The sequence below is a fragment of the Pseudoalteromonas sp. genome (assembly GCF_018402495.1).
Classification (GTDB): Bacteria; Pseudomonadota; Gammaproteobacteria; order Enterobacterales; family Alteromonadaceae; genus Pseudoalteromonas.
On record NZ_JAGYIU010000001.1, the window covers coordinates 796,681 to 812,394 of the forward strand.

The following is a 15,714-nucleotide window of genomic DNA, read 5'->3' on the forward strand; positions in this document are numbered from 1 at the left end:
GATCACCTGATTTATCATTTTGTAGAGCCGTTTTTAAATTAGCTTAACTGATCATCATCAGTCAATTTATTTAACTGTTTTCGTATCGATTCTCCTTTTAAGTTCAACTTAATCGAACCATGAATTAGCCTATCTAAAATGGCGTCAGCATGGGTTGATTCTCCTATCATCTCATGCCAGTTTTCCTGCGGGAGCTGACTTATTATTATGTGTGATTTATACCCATACCGTGAATCGATTAATTCGAGTAAGTCACCTCGTTGCTGTGCACTCAGTGGTTCAAGCCCCCAATCGTCTAAGATCAGTAGATCATACTTTATTAACTTCGCTAGTAATTTTCGGTAACTACCATCTGCTTGTGCTAGAAACAGGCTTTCAAGTAGTTCTTTTAATCGAACATAGTAAACACTTTTTCCTTGTAGGCAGTGCTCATGCCCTAAAGCACATGCAAGGTATGTTTTGCCACAGCCTGTTGCCCCAGTGATTAAGATATTTTGGTGTAAGTTCAGCCAGCTATTTTGGCTTAAGTTGCGTATCTGTGCTTTTTCGATATTACGTGTCGGCGAGTAAATCAGTTGATTTAACTGAGCCGGTAAGCGGAATTTAGCGTGTCGCACGAGCCGGTCGATTTTCCTTTGCTCACGCGTGTCAATTTCATGTGTTAGCAATAAACTAACGCGCTCTATAAAGCTTTGTTCTTGATATAAGTTAGGCTGTTCAAGCTGCTGCTTGAGTGCCTGCTTTATACCCGATAACTTAAGTAGTTGAAGTTGTTGGTTAATGGTGTCTATCATGATTCGTTTCCTTAATGGTAATAATCTGTGCCACGTATGTTGCTATGTGTAACTGGCTTTTCTGGCTCTGTTTGCTGTGTGGGTAACGGTTGTTGATCTAATCCTTTTTTCAGCATCTGCTTAATTGATTTGAGTGTTGTCGTATTCATCACGATTGCGCGATAACAGGCCTGCTCAAGCCGCTCTTTTGAATAGATTTTAGCTAAACTTAACACCCCTAAACAGGCGCGATAAGCGTGCTCGGGGTGACGCCGTCCACTAAGCTGTAACTCAATAACTTGATGGGTATACTCCCCGATACTTAATGCCCATGAGCGTAAATTTATCGGTGACTGCTCATGCTGTTTTTGATGCGCCAGAGGCATATGATGAGACTGTGTTGTATGCCCACCTAAACGATGTGAACGCGGATGCTGTGCGATTAAGGTATCGTCATGATAAAGCTGTACTAGCTGATTGGTTATGTGTGCGCGTAATTGTTTCTTAACCCACTGATACGGCACACTGTAATAATGTTTCTCTATTTCAACATGATAATCAATGTGTACTCGCACCGTTTTGATTTGTGTATAGTGATAGGGCTTTTCAGGCAATGGCTTTAATGCGCTTTTATCCACTATATCAAAGAGCTGTTTACGTGACTGTTGATATTGCTTCATCACCTTATTGTTCATTACATCAAGTAGCTTTGCTATTTCTTGATTTAGGTGCGCTAAGCTGTAGAAGGTTTGGTTACGCAAGCGTGCCATGATCCAACGCTCAACAATTTGTACACCGACTTCAGCCTTCGATTTATCTTTGGGTTTATAAGGTCTAGCCGGAATGACAGCCACGTTAAAGTACTCGGCTAACTGGTGGTACGTCGGATTTAAATCAGGCTCGTAGCGACAGGGTTTACTAACGGCGCTTTTTAAGTTGTCGGGAATAACAAGCTCAGGCACACCGCCTAAAAACGTAAAGCAACGGGCATGACTCATCACCCAATCTTCAAGTTGCTGGCTATACGTTGCCTCAGCATAGGTATAATTTGATGCGCCGAGCACGGCAACAAACACTTGAGCAGTGCGTGTCTCCTGTGTTGTAGGGCACGTGATGGTCAGCGTGGGCCCACAATAATCCACAAACAGCTTTTCACCGCCTTTATGATGCTGACGCATCGACAATCGTTGTTTGCCCACCCATTCCCGATAGGCTCGGCAAAAGTGGCTATAACTGTAATATGGCTCACCGACTTTCTCACGCAATTCATCGAATACTAACTGCAACGTCAAATGTTTGTGCTGCTTTAAATCCTTATTGATGGTGAGCCAGTCAGGTGTTGGGTATCTTTTTTGACGGGGTGAGAAGTCCCTGATTTTTGTATTAAGAAACGTACCGTGTTGTTTATCTTCAGGTAACGGCCATTGGTTTAAGCCTAACTCATTGGCCTTTTTAACGTAATTAGCCACAGTGCCAGGTGAAATATTTAAGCTTCTGGCAATCTTTCGATGGGATAATTTTGCTGAATATTTCAGCCGTAAAATAGCATGTAATTTACTCATAGATATAGGTCTTGTTGACATTATTGTTATCCTCATCAAATGATTTAGATAACGGTTTAACATACCTACAAAAATGATAAAACGTGAACTCGGTGACGAGTGGCATTAAGCTTTGATCGGCAAAATTATTAAGAGCACAAAAGTGATCATTATCGAGTAATTTTCGTGATCAAAGCTTAATGAGAATAAGCGATCAAAGTTAATGCCACTGGGTGATCAAAGCTGGGGAGAATATGCAAAAATGATGAATCGCGTAAACAGCTAAGCTATATCGACAAAATGAAGGCCAAAATAGACAGCCCGATGGGGCGACGGCAGTACAGCAAACGACTTGGCTGTATAGAGCCGGTGTTCGGCAATATTACGGTAAACAAAGGCATGAACAAACTGACCTTGCGAGGACAAACGAAAGTGAATGCGCAATGGCAACTGTACTGCCTTGTTCATAACATAGAAAAGCTGCAAAACAGGCTGCATTAAAAAAGGGGAGCCCTTTTAAGCCGAAATATAGCGACTTAAGCACCTGTAATTCCCTCTAAAACAGCCATTAAAACAATCGTACATTCTCTTTTTCTATTTTAAGTAAACTAGCGATAACTGATTGAACCAAAATAGGAACTCGGCTATGGTTAATGCATCAATAAAAATAAATTAAAAACGAGCTATTCTACAGCCTCGTTAACTGCCTATGAAATTGAAACGCGTCATATATGAACTATACGAAATAGATCTGGCTTCTCTACATGACCAGCCAGATTGGCATGAAATAGACCGCGAAATATTTTTGGAATTTGATGGTGGAGAGAGGCGATACTTCTCCTGGTGCAATGAGCCTGTTCAATACTCGGTTGGCAGCCAAGATCATCGATTCAACATGAACGAGCCAGATCATGTCATTGACGTTTCAGAATGGGATATGTGGAAAGGCCTGATTGGCTCTAAAATAGATTTCATCTATCATGATGAGTCGCACCAAGTATTGGAGCTTAGAGGGCAAAACGGATCTGCGTATTTATCAACCCAAGAACAGGGCTCTTGGCTAGCAGATGTTTTGCACATATCAAATACACTGCCGATACCCAGCAGTTAACAAGGCCAGGCACGGCGACGGCGTTAAGTTTTCATCATGAACAGAAGCACTTTTTCAATCATTGGTGAGCGTTACTTAGATACGCAACACGATGACGAGTACATTCAAGGTTTAGAATCCGAGCTAAAGCTAAGAGGCGTTACAGGGCTTTATCGATGGTTATTGGAGTATATCGCCGCATCAAGTTTGTGGTGGAATGTCCTTTGGTGGGATTGGTGTGACTTAAACGAAAGAGATGTAAAAATAGGCTGGACACAAAATCTTGTCGTCTTTGGTTTAGCTAGCGTCGCAGCTAGTTTTATTTTTAGTCTCACTTTTGGTGTTGGGGTCTTTCTTGCCCTACATATTTTAACAACATGGCTAGGTTTTGGGCTTCGTTCGGGCACAAAACTTAACAAGCAAAGGCAGGGCGATGCGTAAACGTACGCCTGCTTTGAGCGCTATACGTTTTGGAGGGATTCATGCGTTACATTCTGGTTTTAGTATTTCTTTTGGCAATTAGTGGCAAAGTGCTTGCCGATGAGTCGGTCACAATTTTTGTAAAGGAAACCAGCTATTCAATCAACAGCTCGGATGAAGAGCTGAACTCAGCAGAACTAGAGAGCAAGCTGAAACAACTAAAATTTTCACTGGTAACGTTAGACGTTGATTATTGTGCTGGCCCAATGATGGTTGCTGAGGTTTATGTTGCACTTGCTAATGCAAAGCCTTTGGTTAAAGACATCCAATTAAAGTTAAGTGGCAGCCATGAAGAAAGTAAATGCAAAAACGTATAACAAGTTGCTAAATTTCGTTCCGGCCACAAACAGTGTGGCCTCCACGGGACAGCCTACACTGCGTTTCGGCTGCCCATTAGCAAAGCGTTATAACGAAAGCTACTACGCCAATATCATCATCTTAGAGGTACGGAATGGCAAAAATTGTGAGAGATGACGGGAGTTGGGTTTCAGATCCTAGCGGTGCTACCTCCGGCGATTTGCAGGCTTGGCGAGATAGAATGTATCAGGAGAGCCCTAATCCGAATGCTGGAAACATCGTCATTGTGCTCCATGCACAGCAGGGCAAAAGAACTGGGTATAGAGAACTACAGGGGTCACCCATTGGTTTCACGAAGAATCAAATCATACCAGTGTGAAAAAGCGATTAGAAAGTTCAGCAACAGGCAAGCACCCTAAAAGTTTATTACGTTTTGCAGGCTTACCACGCTAAATCATGCCAAAAGGCCTACCTTTTGAGCTTAAATCCTACCTTTTGAACTTAAATCCTACCTTGAACTCGTTGAATTAACAGGCCGTATTATAAGAGAAGACAAGCGGAGTCACATTGACAATATATACCTTCCTTTACTAGAGCGAGTCAATATTAGCCCTGAGAACTGACTGAAATTGACGACACAATCTACGCGTGTGTTGCATGGTGCAGTCGGTAGGCCTTCTTCACATGAAAGCTATTGTGAAAATCTAGGAAGGAAGCAGCGAGCAAATATGAGTAACTGCGAAAAATTACTAGCATAAATCCTAATCAATCAAATATGTAATTTATCTGCATAAAGCAAGCATTTTTATGCTGAGATTTAACTTTTAAAACGGTAACTTCAATTACTTTAGGTTACCGTTTTTTTATGCCTATTACTTAAGGTTATCTTAAGCTTGCTCAATTATTTTATTAATACTCAAATTTAGGGGACAAAATAAAAGTGACTCAGCAAAAAAAGATTAATCCAGAACCTTTATGGCAAATTTAGTAGCACAGTTATGTTTGTTATAATAAAGTGGCTGTCTAGTTTTATCCCACTAAATAAATATACCCATCATAAAAAAACTATAGGGTAATGTTTTACAAATAGTAGTTTGTAAATTAATACAATAGCAAAGCAAAATGTGTGATAATTAGGTACGAATCATTACGCGTTCGTTAAATTTAAATAAAAAATACAAATTTCATCTTATGAGTCTGGAAAGATTACTCTAAGACTCAAATCAAGGATATAGAAAAAATGAAAAAAACACTTATTATTTCAACGTTGTTAGTTTGTTCTGGATTAGCTCAGGCTGAAGAGTCACCACGTTGGGATAGTGCTGCTATTAGTTACCAATCAGTGGATTTAGATGGCGAAACTTTTTCAGGCTTTGGTTTGTCGGCATCTAAACTAATTTCAGATGATTTCTTTGTTACTGGCAGTTATTCAAATTCTTCGGATGATATAACTATTTATGAATCGGAAAAAGTCGATTTAGATTTAGACATGTTATCAATCGGCTTTGGTTATCGTTATGAGTTAACACAAAATACTGATTTTTTTGGTATTGTTTCTTATGAAGATATAGAACTTGAATCTTCGTATTTAGGTAATAGCTTATCTACTGGTGACAACGGTTATGGCCTTGAAGCAGGTGTTCGTTCAATGGTTACAGCTGATATTGAACTAAAAGGCGCTATAAAATACATCAATATAGATGATTCATCAGAAACTGCGCTTAACGTTGCTGCGGTATATAATTTTACCGAGCAGTTTGCTGCAAGCATTGGTTATTCAAACTCTGACGACCTTGATGTTCTTTCAATTGCTGCTGTTTATTACTTTTAAAACACGTTAATTGTTTAAAACGGTAACTTAAGGTTGCCGTTTTTTTTGCCTACTATTTAAGGTTATTTTAAGTTTGCTCAGTTATTGTAACTAATCTTAAATTCCAGAATCATTAAACTATTCATCTGACTTAGTAACTCATTTTATGTTTCATATCATTAAAGAGTGAGTGATTAAGGGTTAACCTTTAAACATGTACTCATACGCATAAGTAAGCACTTTACTCGATGCGTTTGTTCACTAAAAGAGGCCTTATGAATTTTAAAAACACAACGACTCATTACAATACACTCTCTATAGCCTTGCACTGGCTTATGTTTATTTAATAGTCACTGTTTACGGCAGTATAGAGTTACGTGAATTATTTGATAAAGGCACTGAAACCCGTGATGCCTTTAAAATGTGGCATTTTATGTTGGGTTTATCGGTGATAGCTTTAATCAGCGTGAGGATAGTTGCCCGTATAGTGGGCGGCTCGGTACCAGCCATACACCCTGAGCCTGCAAAGTGGCAAGATAAGTTAGCTAAATTTGTACACCTTGCGCTGTATGTGTTTATGTTTGCTATGCCAATTGCGGGTTAGTTAATATTAAGTATGGCAGGTAAACCTGTGCCATTTTTTGGTTTAGAGCTGCCTCCATTGGCAAGTGAAAACAAAGAGCTCGATAAAACCATTAAAGAAATACACGAAACTGCGGGCGAAGTGGGTTATTACGTAATAGGCTTACATGCGGCGGCTGCATTATTTCATCATTACATTTTGGCTGATAATACGCTATCGCGAATGCGTTTGCCTAAATAGTAAAAAAGTTAACAGTAAAAGGGGAGACACAGTCTCCCTTTTTTAATGTTTAGTACTCTTAAACCCTATTCTAAACCCGCCCCAATGTTTACCGTTTACATAAATTGGCACCGAGAGGTCATGCAGTATTTCACCGGTATCACGTTTATAGGTTTGTAATAAAAAGCTTTCGGTGTGGCTACCACAGCGAATTCCTGTCGGGTCATTAAAAATACGTTTAGTGCGGTTGTTTACTAAATCTTTTTCAAAGTTGCCGGTTAGGGTTTGGCTAAAGCGTTTGTTATGAGTAGGAAAGTAGCCCTTTGTATCAACGGCTCCTGCAAAAATAATGTCTTTATTTTCCAGTATTGGTTCTTGAATAGCGGGCAATGATTGATCTGTCAGTTTATCGTAATCGGTTGTGTACTTGGTTGGATTGGTATTTTCGATGGGTTTATAGTTTTGCGAAAAAAGTTGTTGCTGGGTTATTTTTCCGCTTTGGATCCAACCCTCAAAACATTCGCCAATTGCTTTACTGGCTTGTTTAGCCGATATCAGGATTGGTTTAAAGAATGCGTCATACTCTATGTTTTCAAGCTCTCTAAATATTGATTCTGATCCCAGCGATAAAGAAGACGCTTGCTGAGAAATTGTACTGCTTTTTTTAGTAACTTCGCCTAGTAAACTACTGATGCTAGTGACTGAACTATTTATTTGGGTGGTTGCGTGCTGAAATGCCGAAACAGACTGATGCATACTATCAAGCGCGGTAGATGAGGCACCAATATCTTGGTTAATCGTTAAAAAGGATTGAGTCACGTTTTCTAGCTCTGATTTTACAGAAATACTTTGCTGTGAAACCTGCTTCATATCTTCATTGGTTTTTATACTGTTGGCGTTAATGTCTGTGAGCATGTCAGCAATTTGTTTGGTTGCTTCATTGGTTTTATTTGCAAGGTTACGCACTTCGTCGGCAACAACCGCAAAACCACGACCTTGCTCACCTGCGCGAGCGGCCTCTATGGCAGCATTTAAAGCAAGTAGGTTGGTTTGCTCTGCAATGTTTTGAATAACTTGGGTAATGCTTTGTATATCACTGGCACTTTTTAATAATAAATCTAATTGCTGGGCCACTTTATCTATAGAGCCTGATAACGAATCAATTTGGCTGGTGGCCGTTTGTAAGCGGCTATCGGCAGAGCTTGAGGCTTGCGCTGTTTGTACCATTGCTTGATTAATAGTGGTCATGTTGTCACTGAGTTCAGTACTACTTTGTGAAAGCTCGTGTGTGGCACGCCCGACAGTTTCACTCTCGTTATAACAAGCGTCTATTTCTTTAGATAAGCTATCAACATAAAATGATACTTCAGCTGCGCCCATGGCATTTTTTGAGGTGGCTTTGGTAATGTTTTGTGCAATTTTGTTATTGAACGACTGCACGGCACCTAATGATGCATTATTATTTGCTGATTCAGGTTTTGCTGGTTTTATATAAAAAATTGCAGATAACAGCACTATAATAGCTGCAGCAATGGTGGAGAGCTGTTCAAAATAGAAAAGAAAACAAATGCTTAAATAAAAAATGCTATAGAGCAGGTAGGTTATTTTCATTCCTTTGACCTCGTTACTAATTGTTCCTTCTATCTTTGACTATAAATCAAACAAAATCAAATAATAAACACACTTTTAAGGATTTATTAATAGTGATGTATTGAGCTCTATTAAACTGCTTTACATACAAAAAGCGCCAAAGTAGTAAACCTACTTTGGCGCTATTGATAACTATTAAAAAGTTAGTTAGCTAAAAGCCATTCACTAAATAAACGTACACCAAAGCCAGTTCCGCCAGGTGATAACTCATCTTTACCTTGAGTTATTAATGCGTTGCCAGCCATGTCAATATGAACCCATCGTGTGTCTCCTGCAAAGCTTTCTAAAAAGCTTGCAGCTGTTGTTGCACCCGGACCGCTTGAACCGACATTACTTAAATCGGCAATATCAGACTTTAAAGTGTCTTTATAGCCTAATGGTAAACGCCATAGGTTTTCGTTTACTTGTTTACCAGCATAGGTTAACTGCGTTACAAGCGTGTCATCGTCTGAGATAATTGCAGCATACTCGTTCCCTAAGGCACGTACTTTTGCCCCTGTGAGTGTGGCTATATCAACCATGATCTCTGGTTTATAATATTCACGCGCATACCACATAGCATCACTTAATACTAAGCGGCCTTCGGCATCTGTATTAACTACTTCTACACTTAACCCTTCTGCAGTGCGTAATACATCACCTGGTGCAACAGAAAATTCAGATACCATGTTGGCAGCCATTGCCATTACGCCAACTACATTCTTGTCTGCTTTTGTTAGGGCCATTGCTTTTATGGTACCAAGTACGGCGGCTGCCCCAGCCATGTCAGATTTCATTCGAGCAATTGAAGAGCCGGTTTTTATACTGTAACCACCCGAATCAAATGTGATTCCTTTTCCGACTAAAGCTATTGGCGCATCACTTGAGCCTTCATAATGTGCAATGAGTAGTCTAGAGCCTTGCTTACTTCCTCTGCCCACAGCTTCTAGTGCGCCCATGCCTAATTTTTTGATTTGTTCTGGTTCAAGAACAGTAATTTTTATGCCAAGCGATGTTAATTCTTTTGCGGCATTAACAAACTCAATAGGGGTCATTTCTGTGGCTACTTCAGTCGTTAAGTCTCTTGCTAAGAATACGCCAGCCTGAATGCTTTCTAATTGTTTATAGTTTGCTTTAGTTTGTTTAGTGTTAGTTACATCAAATGTATAACTCACTGTTTGGGTATTTGGATTTTGTTTATACTTTTCAAAACGGTGATCACGTAAGTTGGCGCCATGGGCAAAGTTAGCAGCAAGTAATGCATTGTTACTTACACCGATTACATCGTCAAAAGCTACACTGGCTGTATCTACTTTAGCGGCAATTAATTTAGCGTGAATATTGCCGCCTAACTTTGCTGCTTTAGCTTTATCAAACTCCTTACTTATACCTGTACCTACAATTAAAACGCGGCTGTAGTTACTTTTACTTGGCGCAATAAGTTGTGCCACTTTGGCGTAATCGCCTGTAAAGTTTTCTATATCAATAACACGCTGTAGCTGCCCATCTAACTGCTTATTGAGCGATTTAAATTGGCTGTTTTTACCATCTTGGCTGTAAAATACAACGAGGGTATTTGCGTTGTTGTCTACTTTAGAAGAAAAATTAAAGTCTGCGGCTTGGGCATTCATGCACATACTCAGAGCAAGCGCGATTGAAGAGGCTTTTATAATACGTTTCATTTTTTAACCTAAGAATAATATAAAGGTGTGTTTTACCTTATTTGGCCTACTGGGGTTAAGTAGGATACGGTGAATGCGCAAATTACAGCGATATATGTCTAAATCATTACTTAAAAATAATTTAACAGCTTATGAAGTTTATCAATGTATTGTTATTTTGAAGGTTTAATTAAACCAATCTGCACGTTACTATTTAACAAGACAATACTTATTTTAAATAACTTAGAGTACATACATTGAAAGCTAAAGAAATTCGTAATTTTTATATTAACGAAGAGCAGTCTGTTTATTTGCTGTCACACCGTGATGCAAAAAAACACCGCCAATGGCTTAATATTTGTATTAAACAGCTCACTTTGCTTGGGTATAAAAAGGTAGAAATGATTGGCTCAGGGGCATTTGGGTTTGTATTTGCAGGGGATGATGAACATGGCCTGCCTTGGGTGTTTAAGTTTTCTAGAATTACGCTCGCGCAAAGTGTACGTGATCGCCTTGAAGATGAAGCATATATGCTTTCGCAAATCAAAAATCCCTTAGTGCCAACATTTTATGGCTTTGAGCGAATAAAAAAGCAAGGTATTTTGATGATGGCGCGCGCCATTGGTGAAGACCTTGAAAAAGTGTCACTAAAGCAAGGGCGCTTACCAGCCGCAAAAATAATGAGCTTAGCGGTTAAATTAAGAAATGTGTTACTTGATTTACGTCGTCATAAAAATGGTTTAAGCCCGCAGCCTATTGTACATGGTGATATTAAACCTTCTAACTTGGTGTGGGATGAAAATGAAAAGCAGCTTTCATTGGTTGACTGGGGGAGTTCAGTATATGCCCAAGTAGATGAACAGGGAAACCCAATTGCCAGTAATTTTATGGATTTAATGTCCGGCGATTTAAGTACCACTAACGCACGAATGGGTGATGTTTATTTTATAGGTGATGCGCAAATGTCGGGTGAAAAGTCATCTCCTCGTTTTGATGAGCAGGGGGTTGCATCAACGCTATATGCACTTGCCTCAGCGCAGTCTTGCCGATTTGGTGCTCAGGCTATACCGGCCAGTAGTTTAATGTTACCTAAGGAGCTGGCAAACGTTATTGATGGCATGCTTTCAAAAGAACGGTTGGTTAGAGACAAAGCGGGTGACTATTTTATGCGTAACATAGAAACCATGGCAAAAGCGTATTTACCACAACTACCAAAGGCTGAAACTAAAGCGGCAATTCCTTTTTGGTTTAGCCAAGACCCCGAACCCGAAACCGTAGTTTATAGCTCTAGAAAACAATTTTTACGCCAAGCCGACCATAAACAGCAATTACTCGATGTAAACGATGCTCAGTTAGATAGGTATTATAAAGAGTTTTTATTTGATACAGGGGATACTGAAAAAGCGTTTTTAGCCTCTATTAGCCGTTTAGCTAAATATCCTGTAGTAGGAGGGCTCAGCTTTCATTGGAAAGATGAATCTTTGTATGTTGAATCGTCACTCATTATGCATGACGAGACCCTCGCAACCGCGTTTACTGATGCGGTTAATAACACGGTGATGCTTGCCCAGGCTATTAGTCAAAAAGGCTTATTTAAGTGTTGTTTATTTGATGCCCGCAAAACAATTCAGTTAGAACGTGATGGCACCGGTGCGTTTAAATTTAATCAATTACCAGAGCTTGATTATGAAGTGGTTAATGTAAAAGCCAGCGATGTGACGCGTCCGCATTCATATTTTGAAGATGGTAAAGACCCCGATGAGCAACTGCAACTGCCTAAAAAAGTCATTAAATGTGTATTTGAGCTAAATCAGATACATCATACCGGCTGTATCATTTTTGAAGCGTTGCCAGATAGGATGAAAATTCACCATTACTACAGATTACTTGATGCCAGCAAAGAAGTAGAATTTAAACGTTTACTAAATAAGCTTATGCAATACGCGGTAAATATTACCGACGTGGGGGTGGCTGGCTTTATGAAGTTACCTTATAAAAATACTCGTGAATTTAGTTTATGTGAACAACAACCCAGCAATTATTACCCTAAAAATCCAAAGCAACTACTTAATTAATAAACCGCTCGCTTAAGCTGGTGGTTTAAAAATTGAAAGTACAAAAATAGAAAGTTCAATGGCAAAATCTAAACCACAAATTACATTACAAAGTTTCGGCATATATAGTCACTGGGACAAAGACAGTAAATCATTACCGCAAATTACTCAATTCACTACGCAAGTCAAAGCAGAACTTGATGTAGAATTTGGTCTGATAGTTAATATTAAAAAAGCCAAAGGCGAAAAACTACATTTCTGTATTTACCACCCAGGTATTATAGATACCAATGGCGAAGTGATGCTGCCTTTTGAGGGCACTGTATATGTTAAAGATAACGACTGGTCGTTTTATTTAGGCGATACGGTATGGGAGCCTATTGAGGATAAAATAGGTGACTGGCGTATGACCCTATCTTTAGCGGGGAAAGTCATTGCGGATAAAACATTTAATCTTATTAATGAAAAAACTAAAACTGAAGACGACTTTTGGAAATACCGCGGTTATTAATTACTACAGTTTGCAGTAACGCAAGAGCTAACGTTTAATGTTAACTCTTGCCTAAAATACGTATTAGTTACCCCACGGGTTACTTGAATTTGAACGTTGCTTACGGGTACGCGCACGTTGTTTTGCTGCTTTTTTTTCTTGAATACGTTTTGCATCAGAAAAGCTTAATTCGCATGGCTCACCTGGCTTATCACCTTCAGGGATAATACGGTCGCGGGGTGGCAATTCGTATTGCACGTCATCTGGGCGTGGTAAGTTTTTAAGGCGGTACAAATAGAAATTATCTACTTTTTGCTGTGCCCACTCGGTTTTACGTAAAAACTTAACCGCAGACTTAATATCAGGATTATTTTTAAAGCAGTTGAGTTGTAAGTAGGCATGTAGGAGTTCCCACCCATATTGTTCAACCAGTTCTTCAACCACTTGCTCTAATTTAACGCCTTGCAGTGGGTTATTACTGAAAAGTTCTTGGTTGCTCATAGGTGTTCTCTCGTTATTAAAAAATCAGCGAACATTATAAATTTAATAACGAGAGTTTAGTAGCAAAAATGCTTAACTTTGACAATTAACCACTACACGACCACGAATTTGGCCTTGCATTAGTTGCTCGGCGCTTTCAATGACTTGATCAAGATTTATTTCAGTTGAAATTTTATCCAAGTAATCGGCATTAACTAATGAAGCTAAACGATCCCATGCTTCAACACGATCTGCTTTAGGGCGCATAACGCTATCAATACCCATTAAAGATATACCACGTAAAATAAACGGTGCCACAGAGGCCGGTAAGTCCATACCTTGTGCTAAACCACAAGCAGTAACGACACCCCCATATTTAAGTGAAGCACAAATATTTGTAAGTGTGTGACTACCCACAGAATCAATAGCTGCAGCAAAGCGTTCTTTTTGCAGAGGTTTACCTGGGTTAGAAAACTCATTTCTATCAATTACGTTTGTTGCACCTAATGATTTTAAATAGTCAGCTTGCCCAATACGACCCGTTGCAGCGGTGACTTGATAACCTAGCTGGCTTAGTAAATAAATAGCAAAACTGCCTACGCCACCATTAGCACCGGTCACTAAAATTTCACCTGACTCGGGAGTAACGCCTTGCTTTTCTAGTGCAATAACACTGAGCATTGCCGTATAACCGGCAGTACCAATTTGCATAGCTTGTTTAGGTGATAAGTTAGCGGGTAGGGGAATTAACCAATCACTGCTCAGTGCCGCTTTTTGAGATAAGCCACCCCAGTGTTTTTCGCCAACACCAAAACCATTTAATATAACGTTGTCGCCACTTTTAAATTCAGCACTGTCGCTGCTGGTAACTGTTCCCACTAAATCAATCCCCGGAACCATAGGAAAGCTACGTACAACTGGGCCTTTACCCGTAATTGCTAAACCATCTTTATAATTTAAGGTACTGTAAAGCACATCAATTAATACATTTTCGTTTGGCAGATCGTCACTGTTTATAGTGCTCAGGGCTGCAGTGTAGTTCTCGTCTTGCTTATCTATAACAATAGCTTTGATAGAATTGCTCATTAGATTTCCTTTTAGACCGATCGTCTTTAAATCAATAGTAAAAAATGCATTAACAAGGGTCTGATGACCTTGGTAGATTAAAATTTGTTCAAACTAGGGGCGGTTTAATTGCGGCGCGAGGTTTGTAACTTAGTGGGCTAAGTCAAAACCGAGCAACAAAGAGTAAATCGCCCCTAGGCAGAACCCAAAGGGCAGCGCCTGTTTGGCATTGATGCTGCGTTATCGCCTATTTATGGGGAATAACCACACCACATAGGCTCTGCCTTGCCTAAATACCAAACTGACTGCTGCAAATTTAACCTTGAAAGATCAACAGACCCTAAGTAATGCGCGTAAAAACATTTCTGTGTATAAAGTAAGTGGCTTACTTGATTGGGTTAGTTTAGCTCGCATTACTGCGCCTTCCCAACCCACCCAAAAATATTCACTCATTTGTTCGGTATTAATGTGTGGATTAATAGTTTGTTGCTGCTGGGCTAAATCTAAACATCGTTTTAATTGTTGTTGCCAAGCTATGTAGCTTTGCATTAAACGGGTTTTAAAATCGTCACTTAAATGATTAAGTTCTTGATTTAAGTTACCCACCAAGCACCCGTGTTTGTAATCATACTTTTGCATTCCAGCAATTGCGCTTTGTGTGAAATTAACAATGCGCTCAAGTGCGGGGACTTCAGATTGCTCTAGGTAAAACTTAAGTTTATTTATAAAAAAATCGTCGTAGGCATCAACAAGCGCCAAGCCATAGGCTTCTTTACTTTTAAAGTAATGATAAAAGGAGCCTTTTGGTACTTTTGCTTTTTTTAATATGGTGTCTAGCCCTGTGGCACTAAAGCCAAACTCGGTTAAGGTTTCTAAACCCACGCGAATGAGCAACGCTTTTGTATCTGCGTTGTCTCTGGCTATTTTGGGTGGACGCCCGCGTCGATTTGTAATTGCTGGTGTTTTGTTCATGCTTTATATTAGACCGATCGGTTTTAATTAATCAAGCCTTTATTTGGAATGTTTTTAAAACAGCTATCCCGTTCATTTTTCGATTACAAATTAATTGGGAACTTAAGAGTATATTGTTAGTCACAAATATGACACTTAAGTGTTTTTGAACCGATGTATCGGAACATTTTAATAAAGTTAAATAGGTTAAGGTTGACTAAGTGAGGGCAATAAAATTATTTTTAAATTAATTTATCATTGCATCAGCAGCTTAGTTAAAGTCAAACAAATTAATTGTATTTTGTATTTGAATTAAACATTTTTGTTGGCTATTTATTAAATGTAGATGAACTTAATGCTACAAAAATATAAATATAAAGGTGAGGATTTTACCGATGAAGAGACAGAAAAGAGATCGTTTAGAAAGAGCTCATTCTCAAGGTTTTAAAGCTGGTTTAGCTGGTCGCTCAAAAGAGCACTGCCCTTATCAACAAGTTGATCCTAAGTCTGAGTGGCTTGGTGGTTGGCGCGAGGCAATAGAAAATCGCAATATGTATAAAACATAAACTAACAACGAATTTAAGCAAAAAA

15 protein-coding genes and 2 pseudogenes are annotated in these 15,714 nt (G+C 39.3%); 10 read left to right on the forward strand and 7 right to left on the reverse strand.

All coding sequences use genetic code 11. The features are described 5' to 3' along the window. Positions 1–38: 38 nt before the first annotated feature. Both istB and istA read right to left on the reverse strand, forming a co-directional pair. The gene (gene istB, locus KG708_RS03600; RefSeq protein WP_213608146.1) at positions 39–794 is read right to left on the reverse strand and encodes an IS21-like element helper ATPase IstB; all 756 of its coding nucleotides are present in this window, start codon (positions 792–794) and stop codon (positions 39–41) included. 11 nt (positions 795–805) lie between these two features. Next, on the reverse strand, positions 806–2,356 hold the full coding sequence (istA, locus tag KG708_RS03605; RefSeq protein WP_213608147.1) for an IS21 family transposase: 1,551 nt from the start codon (positions 2,354–2,356) through the stop codon (positions 806–808). Between the two features lie 282 nt (positions 2,357–2,638). Here istA and KG708_RS03610 point away from each other — a divergent pair, with 282 nt between their 5' ends. The 7 genes and pseudogenes from KG708_RS03610 (at position 2,639) to KG708_RS03635 (ending at position 6,814) form a co-directional block, all read left to right on the forward strand. Further along, entirely contained in the window at positions 2,639–2,815 is a 177-nt protein-coding gene (locus KG708_RS03610; RefSeq protein WP_301003308.1) for a transposase, read from the forward strand. A gap of 394 nt (positions 2,816–3,209) precedes the next feature. Then, positions 3,210–3,425: a hypothetical protein gene (locus KG708_RS03615; protein WP_213608148.1), complete on the forward strand. Its 216-nt coding sequence runs from the start codon at positions 3,210–3,212 to the stop codon at positions 3,423–3,425. A gap of 36 nt (positions 3,426–3,461) precedes the next feature. After that, a complete protein-coding gene (locus KG708_RS03620) occupies positions 3,462–3,845 on the forward strand; it encodes a hypothetical protein (RefSeq protein WP_213608149.1) in 384 nt (127 codons plus the stop codon). A gap of 41 nt (positions 3,846–3,886) precedes the next feature. Beyond that, entirely contained in the window at positions 3,887–4,201 is a 315-nt protein-coding gene (locus KG708_RS03625; RefSeq protein WP_213608150.1) for a hypothetical protein, read from the forward strand. Between the two features lie 334 nt (positions 4,202–4,535). Then, positions 4,536–4,939 (forward strand): annotated as a pseudogene (locus KG708_RS17470) (transposase); the annotation flags it as partial. Between the two features lie 482 nt (positions 4,940–5,421). Beyond that, positions 5,422–6,012: a porin family protein gene (locus tag KG708_RS03630; protein ID WP_213608151.1), complete on the forward strand. Its 591-nt coding sequence runs from the start codon at positions 5,422–5,424 to the stop codon at positions 6,010–6,012. Positions 6,013–6,266: 254 nt separating this feature from the next. After that, positions 6,267–6,814 (forward strand): annotated as a pseudogene (locus KG708_RS03635) (cytochrome b). Positions 6,815–6,856: 42 nt separating this feature from the next. On the opposite strand, the gene KG708_RS03640 reads toward KG708_RS03635, so the two are convergent. Together KG708_RS03640 and KG708_RS03645 are read right to left on the reverse strand one after the other, a co-directional pair. Then, positions 6,857–8,404 carry a methyl-accepting chemotaxis protein gene (locus KG708_RS03640; protein WP_213608152.1) on the reverse strand — a complete coding sequence of 516 codons (1,548 nt, stop codon included), beginning with the start codon at positions 8,402–8,404 and terminating at the stop codon, positions 6,857–6,859. A gap of 182 nt (positions 8,405–8,586) precedes the next feature. Then, complete coding sequence (locus KG708_RS03645) at positions 8,587–10,104, reverse strand: leucyl aminopeptidase family protein (protein WP_213608153.1); 1,518 nt, start codon at positions 10,102–10,104, stop codon at positions 8,587–8,589. Positions 10,105–10,340: 236 nt separating this feature from the next. Here KG708_RS03645 and KG708_RS03650 point away from each other — a divergent pair, with 236 nt between their 5' ends. Both KG708_RS03650 and KG708_RS03655 read left to right on the forward strand, forming a co-directional pair. Then, positions 10,341–12,158 (forward strand): phosphotransferase, encoded by a 1,818-nt coding sequence (locus KG708_RS03650; protein WP_213608154.1) that lies wholly within the window; start codon positions 10,341–10,343, stop codon positions 12,156–12,158. Between the two features lie 58 nt (positions 12,159–12,216). Then, positions 12,217–12,648 carry a DUF3859 domain-containing protein gene (locus tag KG708_RS03655; RefSeq protein ID WP_013464918.1) on the forward strand — a complete coding sequence of 144 codons (432 nt, stop codon included), beginning with the start codon at positions 12,217–12,219 and terminating at the stop codon, positions 12,646–12,648. A gap of 63 nt (positions 12,649–12,711) precedes the next feature. Here the strand turns inward: KG708_RS03655 and KG708_RS03660 are convergent, their stop codons facing one another. The 3 genes from KG708_RS03660 to KG708_RS03670 all read right to left on the reverse strand — a co-directional run bounded on the left by KG708_RS03660 (position 12,712) and on the right by KG708_RS03670 (position 15,144). Then, on the reverse strand, positions 12,712–13,128 hold the full coding sequence (locus KG708_RS03660; protein ID WP_008114664.1) for a VF530 family DNA-binding protein: 417 nt from the start codon (positions 13,126–13,128) through the stop codon (positions 12,712–12,714). A 72-nt stretch (positions 13,129–13,200) separates the two neighbouring features. Then, on the reverse strand, positions 13,201–14,193 hold the full coding sequence (locus KG708_RS03665; RefSeq protein WP_213608155.1) for an MDR family oxidoreductase: 993 nt from the start codon (positions 14,191–14,193) through the stop codon (positions 13,201–13,203). Between the two features lie 309 nt (positions 14,194–14,502). Continuing rightward, a complete protein-coding gene (locus KG708_RS03670) occupies positions 14,503–15,144 on the reverse strand; it encodes a TetR/AcrR family transcriptional regulator (RefSeq protein ID WP_213608156.1) in 642 nt (213 codons plus the stop codon). Positions 15,145–15,518: 374 nt separating this feature from the next. Between KG708_RS03670 and rmf the strand changes: the two genes are divergently transcribed. Further along, the gene (gene rmf, locus KG708_RS03675) at positions 15,519–15,689 is read left to right on the forward strand and encodes a ribosome modulation factor (protein ID WP_008114656.1); all 171 of its coding nucleotides are present in this window, start codon (positions 15,519–15,521) and stop codon (positions 15,687–15,689) included. Positions 15,690–15,714: the final 25 nt, after the last annotated feature.

Coding starts and splice junctions, on each gene's coding strand:
- KG708_RS03665 (WP_213608155.1), bottom strand. CDS start 14,193: ATGAGCAATTCTATCAAAGCTATTGTTATAGATAAGCAAGACGAGAAC.
- KG708_RS03655 (WP_013464918.1), top strand. CDS start 12,217: ATGGCAAAATCTAAACCACAAATTACATTACAAAGTTTCGGCATATAT.
- KG708_RS03625 (WP_213608150.1), top strand. CDS start 3,887: ATGCGTTACATTCTGGTTTTAGTATTTCTTTTGGCAATTAGTGGCAAA.
- KG708_RS03610 (WP_301003308.1), top strand. CDS start 2,639: ATGGGGCGACGGCAGTACAGCAAACGACTTGGCTGTATAGAGCCGGTG.
- KG708_RS03640 (WP_213608152.1), bottom strand. CDS start 8,404: ATGAAAATAACCTACCTGCTCTATAGCATTTTTTATTTAAGCATTTGT.
- KG708_RS03645 (WP_213608153.1), bottom strand. CDS start 10,104: ATGAAACGTATTATAAAAGCCTCTTCAATCGCGCTTGCTCTGAGTATG.
- KG708_RS03620 (WP_213608149.1), top strand. CDS start 3,462: ATGAACAGAAGCACTTTTTCAATCATTGGTGAGCGTTACTTAGATACG.
- istB (WP_213608146.1), bottom strand. CDS start 794: ATGATAGACACCATTAACCAACAACTTCAACTACTTAAGTTATCGGGT.
- istA (WP_213608147.1), bottom strand. CDS start 2,356: ATGTCAACAAGACCTATATCTATGAGTAAATTACATGCTATTTTACGG.
- KG708_RS03660 (WP_008114664.1), bottom strand. CDS start 13,128: ATGAGCAACCAAGAACTTTTCAGTAATAACCCACTGCAAGGCGTTAAA.
- KG708_RS03630 (WP_213608151.1), top strand. CDS start 5,422: ATGAAAAAAACACTTATTATTTCAACGTTGTTAGTTTGTTCTGGATTA.
- KG708_RS03670 (WP_213608156.1), bottom strand. CDS start 15,144: ATGAACAAAACACCAGCAATTACAAATCGACGCGGGCGTCCACCCAAA.
- KG708_RS03615 (WP_213608148.1), top strand. CDS start 3,210: ATGAACGAGCCAGATCATGTCATTGACGTTTCAGAATGGGATATGTGG.
- rmf (WP_008114656.1), top strand. CDS start 15,519: ATGAAGAGACAGAAAAGAGATCGTTTAGAAAGAGCTCATTCTCAAGGT.